This window comes from Microbacterium sp. MMO-10 (genome assembly GCF_037148715.1).
GTDB lineage: Bacteria > Actinomycetota > Actinomycetes > Actinomycetales > Microbacteriaceae > Microbacterium.
In genome coordinates, this window is record NZ_JBBCSV010000006.1 from 65,090 (window position 1) to 81,184 (window position 16,095).

The 16,095-nt window shown below is 69.7% G+C and carries 15 protein-coding genes and 1 pseudogene; 9 read left to right on the forward strand and 7 right to left on the reverse strand.

Going from position 1 to position 16,095, the window contains the following annotated elements:
- Positions 1-8: 8 nt before the first annotated feature.
- A complete protein-coding gene (locus tag WFJ17_RS18340) occupies positions 9-1,988 on the reverse strand; it encodes an APC family permease (RefSeq protein WP_336649185.1) in 1,980 nt (659 codons plus the stop codon).
- Between the two features lie 340 nt (positions 1,989-2,328).
- Here WFJ17_RS18340 and WFJ17_RS18345 point away from each other — a divergent pair, with 340 nt between their 5' ends.
- Together WFJ17_RS18345 and lgt are read left to right on the forward strand one after the other, a co-directional pair.
- Positions 2,329-3,021 (forward strand): GTP pyrophosphokinase, encoded by a 693-nt coding sequence (locus WFJ17_RS18345; RefSeq protein WP_292888008.1) that lies wholly within the window; start codon positions 2,329-2,331, stop codon positions 3,019-3,021.
- Positions 3,022-3,111: 90 nt separating this feature from the next.
- Positions 3,112-4,089: a prolipoprotein diacylglyceryl transferase gene (gene lgt, locus WFJ17_RS18350; RefSeq protein WP_336649181.1), complete on the forward strand. Its 978-nt coding sequence runs from the start codon at positions 3,112-3,114 to the stop codon at positions 4,087-4,089.
- A gap of 39 nt (positions 4,090-4,128) precedes the next feature.
- Here the strand turns inward: lgt and WFJ17_RS18355 are convergent, their stop codons facing one another.
- On the reverse strand, positions 4,129-5,826 hold the full coding sequence (locus tag WFJ17_RS18355) for an FAD-dependent oxidoreductase (protein ID WP_336649182.1): 1,698 nt from the start codon (positions 5,824-5,826) through the stop codon (positions 4,129-4,131).
- On the reverse strand, positions 5,823-6,008 hold the full coding sequence (locus WFJ17_RS18360; protein WP_251448258.1) for a hypothetical protein: 186 nt from the start codon (positions 6,006-6,008) through the stop codon (positions 5,823-5,825). Before WFJ17_RS18360 ends, WFJ17_RS18355 begins: the two co-directional genes overlap by 4 nt.
- A gap of 80 nt (positions 6,009-6,088) precedes the next feature.
- Between WFJ17_RS18360 and WFJ17_RS18365 the strand changes: the two genes are divergently transcribed.
- Positions 6,089-6,403, forward strand: a complete 315-nt coding sequence (locus WFJ17_RS18365) for a metal-sensitive transcriptional regulator (RefSeq protein ID WP_295033617.1) — start codon at positions 6,089-6,091, stop codon at positions 6,401-6,403.
- A gap of 12 nt (positions 6,404-6,415) precedes the next feature.
- Here the strand turns inward: WFJ17_RS18365 and WFJ17_RS18370 are convergent, their stop codons facing one another.
- The 4 genes from WFJ17_RS18370 to WFJ17_RS18385 form a co-directional block, all read right to left on the reverse strand.
- Positions 6,416-7,195, reverse strand: a complete 780-nt coding sequence (locus WFJ17_RS18370) for an ABC transporter permease (RefSeq protein ID WP_251448263.1) — start codon at positions 7,193-7,195, stop codon at positions 6,416-6,418.
- Entirely contained in the window at positions 7,188-7,997 is an 810-nt protein-coding gene (locus WFJ17_RS18375; protein WP_251448265.1) for an ABC transporter ATP-binding protein, read from the reverse strand. The genes WFJ17_RS18370 and WFJ17_RS18375 overlap by 8 nt, the downstream gene beginning before the upstream one ends.
- Before the next feature lie 218 nt (positions 7,998-8,215).
- On the reverse strand, positions 8,216-9,430 hold the full coding sequence (locus WFJ17_RS18380; protein WP_251448268.1) for an amidohydrolase: 1,215 nt from the start codon (positions 9,428-9,430) through the stop codon (positions 8,216-8,218).
- 10 nt (positions 9,431-9,440) lie between these two features.
- Positions 9,441-10,106: a TetR/AcrR family transcriptional regulator gene (locus WFJ17_RS18385; RefSeq protein WP_251448271.1), complete on the reverse strand. Its 666-nt coding sequence runs from the start codon at positions 10,104-10,106 to the stop codon at positions 9,441-9,443.
- A gap of 150 nt (positions 10,107-10,256) precedes the next feature.
- Between WFJ17_RS18385 and WFJ17_RS18390 the strand changes: the two genes are divergently transcribed.
- From WFJ17_RS18390 to WFJ17_RS18415, 6 genes and pseudogenes are all read left to right on the forward strand, one after another.
- Positions 10,257-11,927, forward strand: a complete 1,671-nt coding sequence (locus tag WFJ17_RS18390; protein WP_251448274.1) for an ABC transporter substrate-binding protein — start codon at positions 10,257-10,259, stop codon at positions 11,925-11,927.
- Positions 11,928-12,055: 128 nt separating this feature from the next.
- Positions 12,056-12,880: an ABC transporter ATP-binding protein gene (locus WFJ17_RS18395; protein WP_336629196.1), complete on the forward strand. Its 825-nt coding sequence runs from the start codon at positions 12,056-12,058 to the stop codon at positions 12,878-12,880.
- Positions 12,877-13,689: an ABC transporter ATP-binding protein gene (locus tag WFJ17_RS18400; protein ID WP_251448279.1), complete on the forward strand. Its 813-nt coding sequence runs from the start codon at positions 12,877-12,879 to the stop codon at positions 13,687-13,689. The genes WFJ17_RS18395 and WFJ17_RS18400 overlap by 4 nt, the downstream gene beginning before the upstream one ends.
- Positions 13,686-14,789, forward strand: a complete 1,104-nt coding sequence (locus tag WFJ17_RS18405) for an ABC transporter permease (RefSeq protein WP_251448283.1) — start codon at positions 13,686-13,688, stop codon at positions 14,787-14,789. Before WFJ17_RS18400 ends, WFJ17_RS18405 begins: the two co-directional genes overlap by 4 nt.
- 2 nt (positions 14,790-14,791) lie before the next feature.
- Positions 14,792-15,859, forward strand: a complete 1,068-nt coding sequence (locus WFJ17_RS18410) for an ABC transporter permease (RefSeq protein ID WP_442928004.1) — start codon at positions 14,792-14,794, stop codon at positions 15,857-15,859.
- A pseudogene (locus tag WFJ17_RS18415) lies at positions 15,856-16,095 on the forward strand (beta-glucosidase); the annotation flags it as partial. The gene WFJ17_RS18410 and the pseudogene WFJ17_RS18415, both read left to right, overlap by 4 nt.

The following is a 16,095-nucleotide window of genomic DNA, read 5'->3' on the forward strand; positions in this document are numbered from 1 at the left end:
GGTCGGCGTCAGCCCTGCTCGGGAGGCCCGGCGGGGCGCTGCACGCGACGGGCCGTCTTGGCGTTCGCCTCGCCGTAGAGGGCGAGCGGGCGGCCGGCGCGCTGCTGTCCCGGCACGGGCCGCGAGCGGCGTCCGTAGATGAGCTCGGACGAGTCCAGCAGCCACGGCACGAGGGTGATCGTCACCCCGTGGATGAGCATCAGCTGGTTCGCCATCCGGCGCGCGCGACGGTTGTGCAGGATGGACTCCCACCAGTGCCCGACGATGTACTGCGGCAGGTACACGGTGACCACTGCGGGCCCGTGCTTGGCGCGGTACTTCTTGATGTACGCCTCCACCGGCTGCGCGTAGGCGCGGAACGGCGACTCGACGATGACGAGCGGGATCGGGATCCGATGCTGCTGCCAGTCCCTCTGCAGCTGCACGCCGTCCTCGGGATTGGCGGCCACGTGCAGGGCGACGGTCTTCTCGTGCCGGGCGGCGATGGCGTAGTCGATCGCCTTGACGACGGGCTTCTGCAGCCGGTTCACCAGCACGATGGCGACGTCGCCCTCCGACCCGAAGTGGGTCGTGTCGTCGATCGCGATCTCGTGCTCCACGTCGCGGTAGTACCGCTTCACGCCCATCATGAGCAGGGCGAGGACCGGGATCGCGATGAACACCATCCACGCGCCGTGCGTGAACTTCGTGACGGTCACGATGAGGAGCACCGCGATGGTCAGGGAGGCGCCGAGCGAGTTGATGACGAGGCCGGTGTAGGCGCTGCGTCGCGCCTGTGCGGCGACCTCGGCGTTCTGGCCGTGGGCGGCGCGCAGCAGGCGTCGCCAGTGCCGCACCATGCCGACCTGGCCCAGCGAGAACGACACGAACACGCCGATGATGTAGAGCTGGATCAGGTTCGTCAGGTTCGCCTGGAACAGCACCAGCACGCCGATCGCGGCGATGCCGAGCACGATCATGCCGTTCGAGAACACCAGGCGGTCGCCGCGGGTGTTCAGCGCCTTGGGCGCGTAGCCGTCGCGGGCGAGGACGGCGCCGAGCAGCGGGAAGCCGTTGAACGCGGTGTTGGCGGCGAGCAGCAGCACGCACGCGGTCGCCGCCTGGATGATGAAGAACGGCAGGGAGCCGGCGCCGAAGGTGGCCGAGGCGACCTGCGCCATCAGGCTCTGCTGCGGCTGTCCGCAGGCGTAGCCGACGAGATCCCGGCAGGGATTCTCCGCGTAGTGCACCTGGGTGATGAGGCCGAGCGCGGTGAGGCCCGTGAACAGCAGGATGGCGATCCCGCCCATCATCGCCAGCGTGGTCTGCGCGTTGCCGATCTTGGGGATCCGGAACGCCTGCACGCCGTTCGAGACGGCTTCGACGCCGGTCAGGGCGGAGCAGCCGCTCGAGAACGCGCGCAGCACGAGCAGGATCATCGCGGCGCCCACCAGCTGATCGGTGTGCTGGAACGAGTACTGCGCGCTCTCGGCGACCGGTGCGTCGCCGAGGAAGGTGCGCACCAGACCGGTGACGATCATGACCGCGACCGATCCGATGAAGATGTAGGTCGGCACGGCGAAGAACGTCGACGCCTCGCGCACGCCGCGCAGGTTGACGACGACGATGAGGATCACGAATCCGACCGCGAGCTCGACGCGCCACGGGTCGAGCTGCGGCACGGCGGAGATGATGTTGTCGACGCCGGAGGCGATCGACACCGAGACGGTCAGGATGTAGTCGACGAGGAGGGCCGCGGCCACGACCACGCCCGGGATCTCGCCGAGGTTCTTCGACGCGACCTCGTAGTCGCCGCCGCCCGACGGGTACGCCTGGATGAGCTTGCGGTAGCTCAGCACGATGACGATGAGCAGCAGGACGACCGCCGCGGCCACCCACGGAGCGAACGCGAGGAACGCGAGCCCGCCCAGCCCCAGGGTCATCAGCATCTCCTGCGGCCCGTAGGCCACGGAGGAGAGGGCGTCGGATGCGAAGATCGGCAGCGCCATCCGCTTCGGGAGGAGCTGTTCGTTCGCCTTCTCTGTGCTGAGCGGCTCGCCGAGCAGGATGCGTTTGGCTACCTGCGGGGCGTCGGCGCTCTCACGGCTGTCATTTGCCACGAGCGGCAAAATTACGCCTGGAACGGCGCGGATGCAATTTCGCGCGCGGGTTGTTGCATCACTGTTCGATCACTCTTTGCCCGGATCCGGTCCCGGGCGTGTCCGAAACGGGTATCCGCGCGGGCGCGGAGAGCGCTCTCCGATCCGACCGGATCGCCGTGCGCGGTCTTCGATCCGCTGAGAACGAACACACAGGAGATCCGAACACCGGTTGCGTAGCGTCGCAGGCATGAGCACGGTTCCCCTCGATGACGACGCGCTGAACCAGACCCTCTCCGAAGCCCGGGAGCTGCGGGACGAGTTCCAGCGCTTCCTGCACGAGTACGAGTTCGGGATGCGCGAGATCGAGACGAAGATCTCGATCCTGCGGGACGAGTTCACCCACCACCACTCCTACAACCCCATCGAGCACGTCAAGAGCCGGGTGAAGTCGCCGGACAGCATCGTCGAGAAGGTCGCCCGCCGCGGGGTGGATCCGGACTTCGCGTCCATCCGGGAGAGCATCACCGACATCGCCGGCGTGCGGGTGACCTGCAGCTTCGTGGCCGACGTGTACCGGCTGTTCGACCTGCTCACCGCGCAGGACGACATCACGGTGCGCATCGTGAAGGACTACATCGCCACTCCGAAGGCCAACGGCTACCGCAGCCTGCACGCGATCCTCGAGGTGCCCGTCTTCCTCTCCTCCGGGCCGCTCCAGGTGCCGGTCGAGGTGCAGTTCCGCACGATCGCGATGGACTTCTGGGCGAGTCTGGAGCACAAGATCCACTACAAGTTCCAGGGCCAGGTGCCCGCGCACCTCGTCGACGACCTCACCGCGGCAGCCGATGCCGCGAGCGAGCTCGACGCGCGCATGGAGCGGCTGCACCACGAGGCGCACGCGCCGCTCGCCGCGCTTCCGCATCTCCCGCTCGACGTCTGAGCGGGAGCTGCGGCGAGGTGCCGTTCACAGCCGGTTCCGCACTGGCCTGCCTAGGGTGTCGGTGGCCGTGACCCCGAGCGAGAGGCGACCGTGAGAGCGAGCATCCCCAGCCCTCCCGAGCAATGGGCGCAGTTCCCGCTCGGCCCGCTGACCGTCCACGCGTACGCGCTGTGCATCATCGCCGGGATCGTGGCCGCGACGCTCATCCTCGGCCATCGCCTGAAGAGGCGCGGCATCGACCCCGGGTTCGCGATCGACATCGCGCTCTGGTCGGTACCGCTGGGCATCGTGTGCGCCCGGTTCTATCACGTCTTCACGCACGTGGGCGACTACTTCGCCCCGGGGGACAACCTGTGGGACGTGTTCGCGATCTGGGACGGCGGCAACGCCCTCTACGGCTCCCTGATCGGCGGCGCCATCGGCATCGTCATCGCCTGCCGGCGTGCGCGGGTGCGGTTCTGGAGCGTCGCGGATGCGCTCGCTCCGGCGCTGCTCGTCGCGCAGTCCCTGGGCCGGCTGGGCAACTACTTCAACCACGAGCTCTTCGGCCTGCCGACGACGCTCCCCTGGGGCCTGCAGATCGAGGCGACCAACCCGAAGTTCCCACCGGGGATGCCTCCGGGGACGCTCTTCCAGCCCCTGTTCCTCTACGAGATCGTCTGGAATCTGCTCGGTTTCGCCGTGATCCTCTGGTTGGAGCGCCGGTTCGCGCTCCAGTGGGGCAAGGTGCTTGCCCTGTACCTGATCTGGTACGGCGCGGGCCGCAGCTACCTCGAGTCGATCCGCATCGACCCGTCCAGCATCGGCTTCCTCGGCATCCCCGCGAACGTGTGGGCCTCGCTGGCGGCCGTCGCGCTCGGCCTCGTGCTGCTGGTGGTGCAGACACGACGGCATCCCGGTGGCGAGCCGTCCGCCTTCACGGGAGCGTCGCGGGTCGCGCTCGCCTCCGGGGGATCGGGAGATCCCGGTCGCGCCCTCGGGGTCGGCGGTGACGCGGTCGGCGGCGCCGCGGTCGGCGGCGAGGGGCCGGACGCGGAGGCCCCGGTCGGCAGCCGGGCGCAGCGGTAGCCCCGCCGCGCCCGGGCCGCCGTCTCACGCCCTGCGGCGTCAGGACACGAGGACGTCGTCCCCGAGCACCGCGCGCGCCGTGAGCATGCCGCCGGACAGGGAGGCGGAGTCGAAGCCCGCCTGCACGAGCAGCCGGTGGGCGATGTGCGAGCGCACGCCGGATCCGCATAGGGCCCGGACGGGACGTCCCGCGGCGGCCGCGCGCACCTCGTCGAGGCGGTCGCGCAGCTCCGTGTGCGGGATGTGCAGAGCCCCCGGCAGGTGCCCGGCGGCGTACTCCGCGGCGCTGCGCACATCGAGGATGAGCGTCTCCCCGCGCAGCCGCTCCCAGTCCTCGGCGTACCAGAGCCGGAGCGTCCCGTCCAGGACGTTCCCCCCGACCATGCCCACGAGGTTCACCGGATCCTTCGCACTGCCGTAGACGGGGGAGTAGGCGAGGTCCAGGTCGACGAGGTCGGCGGCGGTGAGTCCTGCCCGGATCGCCGTGGCGAGCACGTCGATCCTCTTGTCCACGCCCTCAAGGCCGACGGCCTGGGCGCCGAGCAGGAGGCCGTCGCCGTGGCGGACGTGGACGACGAGCGCCATCTGCGTCGCCCCGGGGAAGTATCCGGCGTGCTGGGTGGGGTGCAGGTGGAGGGTGTGCGCCTCGATGCCGGCGGCGCGCAAGGCGGCCCGGTTGGCCCCGGTGAGCGCGGCGGTGAGTTCGCCGACCCGCACGATCGCCGTGCCCACGGGGGCCGGAAGGGGGCGCGCCGACGCGGGGCGGAGGATGTGGTCCGCGATCCCGCGTCCGGCGCGGTTCGCCGGGCCGGCCAGGGCGACCGGCCGGCGCAGGCCGGTGACGGCGTCGACGGAGAGCACCGCATCGCCGGCGGCGTAGACGTCCGGGAGGTTGGTGCGTCCGTGCTCGTCGACGAGGATCGCCCCGCGCTCGCACGCGACGCCGGCCGCTTCGAAGACCGCGGTGTCCGGGCGCACTCCGACGGAGAGCAGGATGAGGTCCGCGTCGAGGCGCCGGCCGTCCGCGAGGACGACGGTGTCGTGCTCCTCGTGCTGCTCGACCGCCTGCGCGGCGACCCCGGCGTGCACGGTGATCCCGAGCCGGCGCAGCTCCGCCGCGACGGGGGCGGCGATCTCGGCCTCCAGCGGCGGCAGCACGTGGGGTGCGAGCTCGACGAGATCGACGTCGAGGCCCTGCTGACGGAGCGCCTCAGCGGCTTCCAGGCCGATGAACCCGGCCCCCAGCACCACCGCCCGCCGTGCGGCCGAGGCATGTCCGTCGATCCGCGCGCGTAGGTCGACGGCGTCCTCGACGGTGCGGAGGGTGCTCACGCGCGGCGAGTCGAGCCCGGGCAGCGGCGGGCGCACGGCGACGGCACCCGGCGCCAGGACGAGCGCGTCGTACGCCAGCTGCTCCTCGCCCTGAGGCCCTCGCACCGTGACGGACCGCAGGCCGGAGTCGACGGCGGTGACCTCGTGGTGCACGCGCACATCGAGAGCGAGCGCGGCGCGCAGCGTGGCGGGCGTCTGGACGAGCAGGTCGGCCTCGTCCTCGATCTCGCCGCCGACGTAGTAGGGGAGTCCGCAGTTCGCGAACGAGACGTGCGCGCCCCGTTCGAGCACGATGATCTCCGCGTTCTCGTCCAGGCGGCGCGCGCGCGCCGCGGCGCTCATCCCGGCGGCCACGCCGCCGACGATCACGATCCGCCGGGTCGGATCCGTCACGGTCTCGCTCATCGCCCGAAGATCCGCGACAGTAGTCCGCCCCGAGTCGACGCGACCGCATCGATCTCCGCCTGCGAGTGCCGGCCGCCGCACCACTGCGCGGCCGGAACGGAGCGCTTCACCTCGGACACGTGCTGGCCGCACCCGGCCCAGGTCGTCTTCCCGCACGTCTTGCACGTCACTGCACGGCACATCTCTTCTCCTCCTCGCCCGGACGTCTCGGATACCCCGGGGAGTATCAATCTAACATACTCCCGGGGGTATGCTTGGATCCATGATCACCACCGGAACCGCCCAGGACCCCTCCGTGGACGCGACGCACCCGGCAGGGCACGACGCCGACGCGGTGCGCAAGATCTCCAACCGCCTGCGCCGCGCGCACGGCCAGCTCGCCGCGGTGATCGGCGCCGTCGAGGCCGGTGAGGACTGCCGCGCCGTCGTCCAGCAGCTCGCCGCGGTCACGAAGGCGCTGGACCGGGCCGGGTTCCTGGTGATCTCGACGGCGCTGCGCGAGTGCCTGACCGAGCCGGACGCCGATGGCGGGCCCAGTCCGGAGGAGTTGGAGAAGCTCTTCCTCACGCTTGCCTGAGCGACGGGCGCTCTAACGCGACTCCCACTGGAACCAGCGGATCCCGATCCCCGCGAAGACCACGAGATAGGCGCCGATCGCGACGATCGCCCAGCCGTCGTCGCTCGTCCAGGCCGATGTCGACTGCACCGCGGTGAACAGGGTCATGAGCGCGCCGACGGGCGACCACTTCGCGATGGCGGTGAAGGTGTCGCCGAGCACGCCCGAGATGCCCAGGATCCCCAGCAGCAGGAGCAGGACGTACAGCACCCGGCCGAGGGCGTTCACCGCGGTGGAGGAGCGCAGCAGCCCGACCACCGCCTGCCCGATCCCGAGGAACATGGCGGCGCCGTAGATCGCGACCACGAAGATCAGGAGATAGGTGCCGACGCCGTAACTGAGCCCGTGCATGATGCCCCCGACGACGATCACGACGACGGCGGTGGCGATCGCGGCGACGAACTGCACGATCAGACGGCTCAGCATGATCGCCCAGGTCGGCGTCGGCGTGACGCGCAGCCGCTGGAAGACGCCGGCCTCACGGTCGCGTGCGACGGTGATCGAGTAGCCCAGCAGTGAGGAGGACAGCAGTCCGTAGCTCAGGGCCAAGGCGATCATCAGCGCCGGCCCGGCCGCGCCGAAGCCTGCGCCGCCCCGGCGGGTGGCCTGGTTCGTGACGATCAGCATGAGGATCGGCACGGCGAGGTTCAGGATCAGGGTCTGCTTGCTGCGCAGGATGACGGTGAAGTCGGCGGCGAGCAGGGAGCGCAGGGTCAGCCCGATCGGAGGCCGGGCGACGGCGAGGTCAGTCACGGAGATCACTTCCCGTCAGGGCGATGAAGACGTCTTCGAGCGTCGGTTCGCCGTGTGCGACCGCGAGCACGCGCGGATCCTCCCGGTGCGCGGCGATGAGCTCGGCCGGGCTGCCGGTCGTGACGATCCGGCCGTGGTCGATGATGACGATGCGATCGCACACCGCCTGCGCCTCCTCCATCGAATGAGTGGTGAGCAGGATGCTGCCCCCGCGTCGCCGGGAGGCCTCGATGCGCTGCCAGAGGCTGCGTCGCGACTGCGGATCCAGACCACTCGTCGGCTCGTCCAGCAGGAGGAGCAGGGGATCGTGAAGCGTCGCGATGAGGAGGGAGAAGCGCTGCGCCTGACCACCCGAGAGGCCCTTGAGCCGCTTCGAGGCTTCCTGTTCGAGCCCCACTCCGTCCAGCGCCTCCCGGGCGGCGGCGCGGGTCAGGCGCACCCCGTACAGGCCGGCATACAGCCGCAGCAGCTGCTCGATGCTCAGCTCGGGCTGGAATCCCGAGCTCTGCAGCTGCACGCCGAGCCGGGCGCGGGCGTCGATCGGATGACGCAGCGCATCGATCCCGTCGACGACCACGGATCCGCTCACCGGCCGGCGCAGGCCCTCGATCACGCTCAGCGTGGTCGTCTTGCCGGCGCCGTTCGGCCCGAGCAGCCCCAGGATCTCGCCGCGCGCGATACGGAACGCGACGCCGTCGACGGCCGTGCGGGATCCGTATCTCACCACGAGGCCGTCGACGGCGAGGACGGCGCCGTCCTGCATCGACGCATCGGTCTGCGACTGCTCTGCTGATGTCGACATGGCGCACCGCCTTCGGTTCGCGCTCAGCGTCGCACCGATTGCTATCCACGGGCTATGAGAACGGCTGGCATCGGCCGTCCGTCCTGCGACGATCAGCACACCCTGTGACGATCAGCGCACGTATCGACGTGGATCCGTGTGCTGATCGTCACGACCTGTGCCGATCGTGACAGGGTCGGAGGCGGATCCGGGCCGGGAGGCGGATCCGGTGCGCGTCGTCAGCCGAGGAACTCGCGCGCCGCGACGGTCAGGGCCTGCACGCCCACCTCGATCGTGGGGTGGATCTCGACCGCGAAGAACGGGGAGTGGTTCGTGGCGATCTCGCTGTCGACCGTCCCCTGCGCCACCGCGGCGGCGTAGCGCGCGGGGGCGATGCCGCCCCAGAACCAGAACACGAGCGGCACGCCGGCGTCGCGGGCGAACCACGACACGTCCTCGCTGCCCGTGAACAGGCCGGGATCGATCACGTTCTCATCGCCGAACGCGGCGCGGAAGGCCGCCGTCGCGCGCTCGGTCGCCTCGTCGTCGTTGATCGTCGCGGGCAGCGTGTGCAGCGTCTCGATGGTCGGCTCCTCGGTCGCGCCGCTCGCCATCGCCTCGGCCTTGATCACGCGCTCCACCTTCGCCAGCACCTTGGTGCGCAGGGCGTCGTCCGGGTAGCGCAGGCTGAGGTCGAGGGTGGCCTCGGCCGGGATGATGTTGTTCTTGGTGCCGGCGTGGATTGCGCCCACCGTGACCACGGCGAGGTCGTGCGGATCCACCTCCCGCGAGACCACCGTCTGCAGGCGCATCACCGTGGCGGCCGCCATGACCACGGGGTCGATCGTGGAGTGCGGGCGGGATCCGTGCCCGCCGCGGCCGTGCAGCACGACGTGCAGTCCGTCGGAGGCCGACATCTGGGGACCGGGCCGCACGCCGATCATGCCGGCGGGGAACGGCGTGACGTGCTGGCCGATGACGACGTCGGGTCGGGGGAAGCGGTCCAGCGCGCCATCGTCGAGCATCGCGCGGGCGCCGGCGCCGAACTCCTCCGCAGGCTGGATCACGACGACGAGGGTGCCGGACCACTCGTCCCGGGTGCGGACGAGCTCCTCCACGGCGCCGATCATCGCGGTCACGTGCATGTCGTGGCCGCACGCGTGCATGACGCCCACCTCGTGCCCCTCGGCGTCGATCCCGGTGGCGGTGCTGGCGTAGGGCAGGCCCGACTCCTCGACCACGGGCAGCGCGTCCATGTCGGCGCGCGCCCAGACGACCGGTCCCGCGCCGTTGGCGAGCACGCCGACGACGCCCGTGCGGCCGACGCCCTCGGTGACCTCGAGGCCGAGGTCGCGCAGATGCCCGGCGGCGATGCCGGCGGTGCGCACCTCCTGGAACGAGAGCTCGGGGTTGCGGTGCAGGTCGATGAAGAGCGCTTCGAGGTCGATCGTCATAGGGCCGAGCCTACGCGGATCCGCCGGCGGTCTCGGCGACGTACGTCTCGAGTGCGGGGCCGGGGTGCAGCACGCCGTTCACGATCGCCTCGATCGCGAAGGCGCTGGCCTCGGCCAGGCCGACGGCCGCAGGGTCGAGCAGCCACTGCAGCTGCAGGCCGTCCATGACCGCGAGGATCGCCGCCGACGCCGTGGCGATCACCGTCGTGTCGGTCACGCCCTCCTGGGCGCACAGCTCGACGAACGCGGCGCCCACCTCGCCGCGGAGCTTGGTGTACCGGTGCTCGAAGAACCCGCGTGCGGGATGGCCGTCGGTCACCGATTCGTTCGAGAGCACGGTGTACACCTGCACGATGCCGGGCCTCAGCTCGTTCGAGAACGCGGTCTTGACGAGGTGCAGGAACAGGGCGGGGCCGTCGGGGATGTGCTTCTCGGCGAGGCCTTCGACGTCGCTCTCGTCACGATAGGCGAGCACCTCGAGCAGCAGCTTCTGCTTGGAGCCGAAATGATGCAGCACCCCCGCGTGCGTCATCCCGACCTGCTCCGCGATATCGGCCAGGGTGCCGTTCGCGGATCCCTTCGCGCCGAAGATCTCGATCGCGGCCTTCAGGATCTCGGTCCGCTTGCGCTCGGTCTCCGGCCGCGATTTCACGCGGTTCGAGGTGGACGTGACCATTTCGTGTCCCTTCCCCTTCTTGTCATCCAGCTTACTGGTGGGTAACCTCACTTTTGCTTACTTTCCCGCTAGTAAGTAAATTCCCCCAGAGAAGCGGGACCCCGCATCACATGGGCGCACGACGACGTCGGCCCACGAGAAGGAGAAGCAATGAGGCTCAGGAAGACCTTGATCGCGGTGACCGCGTTCGCGGCGATCGGCGCGGTGGCGCTGACCGGCTGCTCGTCGGGTTCCAGCACGGGCGCATCCGGCGGTTCGCTCACGGTGGCGAAGCCGGACGGCGCCGCGATCCTTTCGACGCAGACCAACAACCCGTTCATCTCGACGGGATCGGGCATGTCGCTCGGCTACGACCGGATGATCTACGAACCGCTGGCGATGGTCAACCCGGTCGGCAAGAACGAGACCACGCCGTGGCTCGCCTCGAAGGTGGAGTGGAACTCCGACTACACGCAGCTCACGGTCACCCCGCGCGCCGACGTCAAATGGAGCGACGGCAAGCCCTTCACCGCCGACGACATCGTCTTCACCTACAACCTCATCAAGAGCACCCCCGCGCTCGATCTCGCCGGACTCAAGCTCGCCGACGTCAAGAAGGACGGCGCGAACGTGGTCCTCTCCTTCACCGAGTCCAAGTTCGTGAAGCAGGGCGACGTGCTGCAGGTGAGCATCGTGCCCGAGCACCAGTGGAAGAGCATCGCGGACCCGACCAAGGACCCGGTCAAGGAGGCCGTCGGAACCGGCCCCTACACGATCAAGAGCTTCTCCTCGCAGGGCGTCGTGCTGAACGCCCGCACCGACTACTGGGGCGGCAAGGTCCCGGTGGGCCAGCTCAAGTACCTCGAGTACAACGACAACACCGGCCTGCTCCGCGCGCTGCAGAGCAAGGAGGCCGACTGGGCCCAGATCTTCATCACGGACTACCAGAAGAACTACGTCGACAAGGATCCGAAGCACAACGTGTTCTGGGGCGCCAACGTGCTCAGCCCCGACATGGTGCTCGTCAACACGACGAAGGCGCCGTTCAACGACGTCGCCTTCCGCAAGGCCGTCAACATGGTCGTCGACCGCAAGGCGCACGCCGAGAAGGCGCGCAGCAACGCCGGCCCCGAGCTCACCAGCGTCACGGGCATCCCGCAGCCGACGGGCGACCAGTACATCGCGCCGGAGTACAAGGACAAGACGTTCTCGATCGACGTCGACGGCGCCAAGAAGGTGCTGACCGACGCCGGCTACACGTGGAAGGACGGCGCGCTCATCGACCCGTCGGGCAACCCGGTCTCGTTCACGCTGCAGGACCCGCAGGGCTGGAACGACTACGTCACCGGCATCCAGCTCGTCGCCACGCAGATCAAGAACACGCTCGGCGCCGACGCGAAGGTGGCCACCCCCGACGCCGACACCTGGTTCACCAACATGGCGACCGGCAACTTCGACGCCGCGCTGCACTGGTCGGGATCCGGATCGAACCCCTGGCACATCTACGACGACGTCATGAACGGCGCGTACCTGGAGCAGGCCGCGGACGGAAAGGTCTCCGACAACTTCGGCCGTTACGACAACCCCGAGGCGACGGCGCTGCTGAAGCAGTACGCACAGGCCTCCGACGACGCGACGCGCACGGATGCGCTCAACAAGATCCAGAAGATCTTCGTCGAAGACGTCCCCGCCATCCCGATCGGGACGCACCCGCAGCTGGGCGAGTACAACACCCGCACCTACACGGGGTGGCCGAGCGAGAAGGACCAGTACGCGACCGCCGACCCGACGCAGCCCTCGGCCGTGCAGGTCATCATGAACCTGAAGCCGGTCGGTAAATAACCGCCCCATCCCCCTCGGTCGTTGAGCGAGCGCAGCGAGACGAGACGCGTTCATCGCAGAGCACCGCGTTTCGTCTCGGTCGCGCTGCGCGCGGCCTCGCTCAACGACCGCTACAGGAGCACGCCCTCATGACAGACCCCCTTCTCTCGGTGCGCGACTTCTCGGTCGTGTACGACGTGGATCCGCCCGTGCGGGCGGTGAAGAACGTCACGATCGACATCCGCCGCGGTGAGATCGTCGGCCTCGCCGGCGAGAGCGGCAGCGGCAAGACGACCCTCGCCTACGGTGTGCAGCGGCTGCTCAAGCCGCCGGCCGTGATCACCGGCGGCAGCGTCGTCTTCCACGACGCCGACGGCTCGGACATCGACCTGCACGCGCTCGACGCCGAGCAGATGCGCCGGTTCCGCTGGGACAAGGTGTCGATGGTGTTCCAGGGCGCGATGAACGCGCTCAACCCGGTCGCCACGATCGGCGCTCAGCTCGACGACGTGTTCCGCGTGCACCGCCCGGGGATGAGCCGGGCGCAGCGTCGCGACGAGGTCGTGCAGCTGCTCGAGATCGTGAAGGTGGGCGGGGAGCGCCGGCGCTCCTACCCGCACGAGCTGTCCGGAGGCATGCGCCAGCGCGTGATGATCGCGATGGCGCTCGCGCTGCGACCGCAGCTCATGGTGATGGACGAGCCGACCACGGCCCTCGACGTGCTCGTGCAGCGCGAGATCCTCAAGCAGATCTCGCAGCTGCGCCACGAGTTCGGGTTCTCCGTCGTGTTCATCACCCACGACCTGCCGCTGCTGCTGGAGATCAGCGACCGCATCGCCGTCATGCGCGAGGGCGAGATCGTCGAACTCGCCGACGCCGAGCGGCTGTGGACGGATCCGCAGCACGAGTACACGCGGGATCTGCTGCGCTCCTTCCCGCGCCTGACCGGCGAGCGGGGGGTGGTGGTGCGATGACCACGCTCGAGTTCCGCGACGTCACGAAGATCTACAACCTCCGCGGATCCGGTCAGCTCAAGGCCCTGGACGAGGTGAGCTTCACGCTCAGCTCGCACCAGACCATCGGCCTGGTCGGCCAGTCCGGCAGCGGCAAGTCCACGATCGCCAAGATCCTCACGCAGCTGGAGACCCCCACGCGCGGCGAGGTGCTGCTCGACGGCGCCCCGATCCCGCGCCGTGGCAAGGGGCTGCGGCGCTACCGCCAGCAGCTGCGCATGGTGTTCCAGGATCCGTTCGCGTCCCTGAACCCGTACCACTCGATCCGTCACCACGTCGAACGGCCGCTGCGGCTGGACCACGTGGTGCCGCGCGACGAGGTCGACGCCGAGGTGCGCCGCCTGCTCGAGCGGGTGCGGCTGGATCCCGACGCCGTCATGGAGCGGCGCCCGCATGAGCTGTCGGGCGGACAGCGCCAGCGCGTCGCGATCGCGCGCGCCCTCGCCTCGCGCCCTGCGCTGCTCGTCGCGGACGAGCCGGTCTCGATGCTCGACGTCTCGATCCGCCTCGGCGTGCTCAACCTGCTCGCCGACCTGCAGCGCGAGGAGGGCCTCGGGGTGCTCTACATCACCCACGACCTGGCGACCGCCCGCCACTTCAGCGACGAGATCCTGGTGCTCAACCAGGGCCGGGTCGTGGAGAGCGGGCCCGCGGACGACGTCATCCTGCATCCCCGGGACCCGTACACGCGCGAGCTGCGCGCCGCCTCGCCCGACCCGGAGGAGTTCTTCCGCCGCCGGGCCGCCCAGACCACCGGAGGTGCGCGATGAGCGCCGACACGTCCGCGCCCGCGACCGGGGCCGCTCCCGCCGAGGGGGCGCCGGGGGATCCCACGCTCGTCGGCACCACGGCGACGCGCGCCGAGCGCGGCGGCATCCGGGTGCCGTGGCGCTTCATCGGCGGCAGGGCGGCCTTCTACCTGTTCACCGCGTGGGCCGCGATCACCATCAACTTCTTCATCCCGCGTCTGATGAAGGGCGATGCCGTCGACGCCTACATGGCCCGCAGCCAGGGCCAGCTCACCCCGGACGCCGAGAAGGCGCTGCGCCTCATGTTCGGGCTGGACCACTCGGTGCCGCTGTGGCAGCAGTACCTCGACTACTGGGGCATGCTGCTGCGCGGAGACCTGGGCGTGTCGATCTCCACGGGCATGGCCCCGGTGGGCGACGCGATCGCCGCGGCGCTGCCGTGGACCCTGGGCCTGGTCGGCTTCGCGACGATCGTCTCCTTCCTCATCGGCACGAGCCTCGGCGCCGTCATCGGGTGGCGTCGCGGCGGACGGCTGGACGTGCTGGTGCCGGTGACGACGTTCCTCGGCACGATCCCCTACTTCTGGCTCGGGCTCATCTTCATCGCCGTGTTCGCGTCGGTGCTGGGCTGGTTCCCCGCCGGTCACGCCTACGAGGTGGGCGTGGATCCGGGCTGGAACGCCGACTTCATCGGACAGGTCGTCTCGCACGCCGCGTTGCCGGTGATCACCATCGTCATCGCCTCCCTCGGCGGCTGGGTGCTGGGCATGCGCAACATGATGCTGACCGTGCTCGACGAGGACTACATCACCGTCGCCCAGGCCAAGGGCATGCCGAACCGCCGCGTGCTGTGGCGGTACGCCGCGCGCAACGCGGTGCTGCCGCAGATCCAGAGCTTCGCGCTCTCGCTCGGCTTCATCGTGGGCGGCACGATCGTGATGGAGATGGTGTTCTCCTACCCCGGCATCGGCCTGCTGCTGCTCAGCGCCACCAATGCGAAGGACTACGCGCTCATGCAGGGCATCTTCCTCGTGCTGGTGATGGCGGTGCTCGTCGCGAACATCATCGCCGACATCGCCTACGCCATCCTCGACCCGCGCACCCGGCAGACGGAGGCCTGACCATGACGATTCCCGCTCCGCACGAGATCGCGCAGCCCGCCGCCGGCGCACCGGAAACCGCCGCCCTGCTCACCGCCGGGTCGCGGCCGGCCCCGGCCCGCACCTTCCGCTCGCAGCTCAGGGCGTCGCTCGCGATGTTCGGCAACCGCAAGTCGGCGGCCGGGCTCATCATCCTCGGCGTCTTCGTGCTCCTCGCCGTCTTCGCCCCGTGGATCGCGCCCTACAGCCCCACCGCGCAGCACCTCGACGCGACGCTGCAGCCGCCGTCCTGGCAGCACCTGCTCGGCACCACGCACATCGGCGAGGACGTGTTCAGCCAGCTCGTCTACGGCACGCGCGGCGTGCTCGTGGTCGGCTTCCTCGCCACGATCATGGCGACCGTGGTGGCGATCGTCGTCGGCGTGACCGCCGGCTACCTGCGCGGCTGGAAGAGCGAGTCGCTGTCGGCGCTGTCCAACGTGTTCCTCGTGCTACCCGGGCTGCCGCTGATGATCATCATCGCCTCGCAGTTCCAGGATCCGCCGCTGTGGGTCATCGCCGCGGTGCTCGGCCTGACCGGCTGGGCCTGGGGCGCGAGAGTGCTGCGGGCGCAGACGATGTCGTTGCGCAACCGCGACTTCGTGCAGGCGGCGCGCGCCAACGGCGAGCCGCTGCACCGGATCATCCTGGTCGAGATGCTGCCGAACCTCATGGCGATCATCGCGTCGAGCTTCGTCGGCACCATGACCGCCGCCGTGCTCGGGCTCACCACGCTGGCCTTCATCGGCGTGATCCCGGTGTCGAACCTGAACTGGGGCACCATCCTGTTCTGGGCGCAGCAGAACAGCGCCTTCCCGGACTACTGGTGGTGGTACGTGCCGGCCGGTCTCTGCATCGCCCTGCTGGGCGTCGCCCTCGCCCTGATCAACTTCGGCATCGACGAGTACGTCAACCCCCGCCTCCGCTCCGCCGGGGAGCGCGCCCGCGCCCTGCGCAAGCGGGGCATCGACCAGAACGCCGCGGTGACCGCGGTGCGCACCGACTCCTCCCCGGCGACGACCGGATCCGACACAGAGAGCACCACTGCATGAGCGACGCCCTGCCCTTCCGCGATCCCGCCCTCAGCACGGCCGAGCGGGTGGCGGATCTTCTGGGTCGGTTGTCGGTGGAGGAGAAGGTGGGTCAGATGCTGCAGTTGGATGCGCGGGATGATCTGGCTGATCATGTGCTGCGTCGTCATGTGGGGTCGGTGTTGCATACGTCGCCGGAGCGGATCGTGGAGGCGAATCGGTTGACGGCGCTGACGCGGTGGGGGATCCCGTTGCTG

Excerpts from the sequence above, each read along its gene's own strand:
- WFJ17_RS18380 (WP_251448268.1), bottom strand. The coding sequence starts at position 9,430 with ATGACGATCGACCTCGAAGCGCTCTTCATCGACCTGCACCGCAACCCC.
- WFJ17_RS18345 (WP_292888008.1), top strand. The coding sequence starts at position 2,329 with ATGAGCACGGTTCCCCTCGATGACGACGCGCTGAACCAGACCCTCTCC.
- WFJ17_RS18395 (WP_336629196.1), top strand. The coding sequence starts at position 12,056 with ATGACAGACCCCCTTCTCTCGGTGCGCGACTTCTCGGTCGTGTACGAC.
- WFJ17_RS18360 (WP_251448258.1), bottom strand. The coding sequence starts at position 6,008 with ATGTGCCGTGCAGTGACGTGCAAGACGTGCGGGAAGACGACCTGGGCC.
- WFJ17_RS18385 (WP_251448271.1), bottom strand. The coding sequence starts at position 10,106 with ATGGTCACGTCCACCTCGAACCGCGTGAAATCGCGGCCGGAGACCGAG.
- WFJ17_RS18390 (WP_251448274.1), top strand. The coding sequence starts at position 10,257 with ATGAGGCTCAGGAAGACCTTGATCGCGGTGACCGCGTTCGCGGCGATC.
- WFJ17_RS18405 (WP_251448283.1), top strand. The coding sequence starts at position 13,686 with ATGAGCGCCGACACGTCCGCGCCCGCGACCGGGGCCGCTCCCGCCGAG.
- WFJ17_RS18375 (WP_251448265.1), bottom strand. The coding sequence starts at position 7,997 with ATGTCGACATCAGCAGAGCAGTCGCAGACCGATGCGTCGATGCAGGAC.
- WFJ17_RS18340 (WP_336649185.1), bottom strand. The coding sequence starts at position 1,988 with ATGGCGCTGCCGATCTTCGCATCCGACGCCCTCTCCTCCGTGGCCTAC.
- WFJ17_RS18400 (WP_251448279.1), top strand. The coding sequence starts at position 12,877 with ATGACCACGCTCGAGTTCCGCGACGTCACGAAGATCTACAACCTCCGC.
- WFJ17_RS18410 (WP_442928004.1), top strand. The coding sequence starts at position 14,792 with ATGACGATTCCCGCTCCGCACGAGATCGCGCAGCCCGCCGCCGGCGCA.
- WFJ17_RS18365 (WP_295033617.1), top strand. The coding sequence starts at position 6,089 with ATGATCACCACCGGAACCGCCCAGGACCCCTCCGTGGACGCGACGCAC.
- WFJ17_RS18355 (WP_336649182.1), bottom strand. The coding sequence starts at position 5,826 with ATGAGCGAGACCGTGACGGATCCGACCCGGCGGATCGTGATCGTCGGC.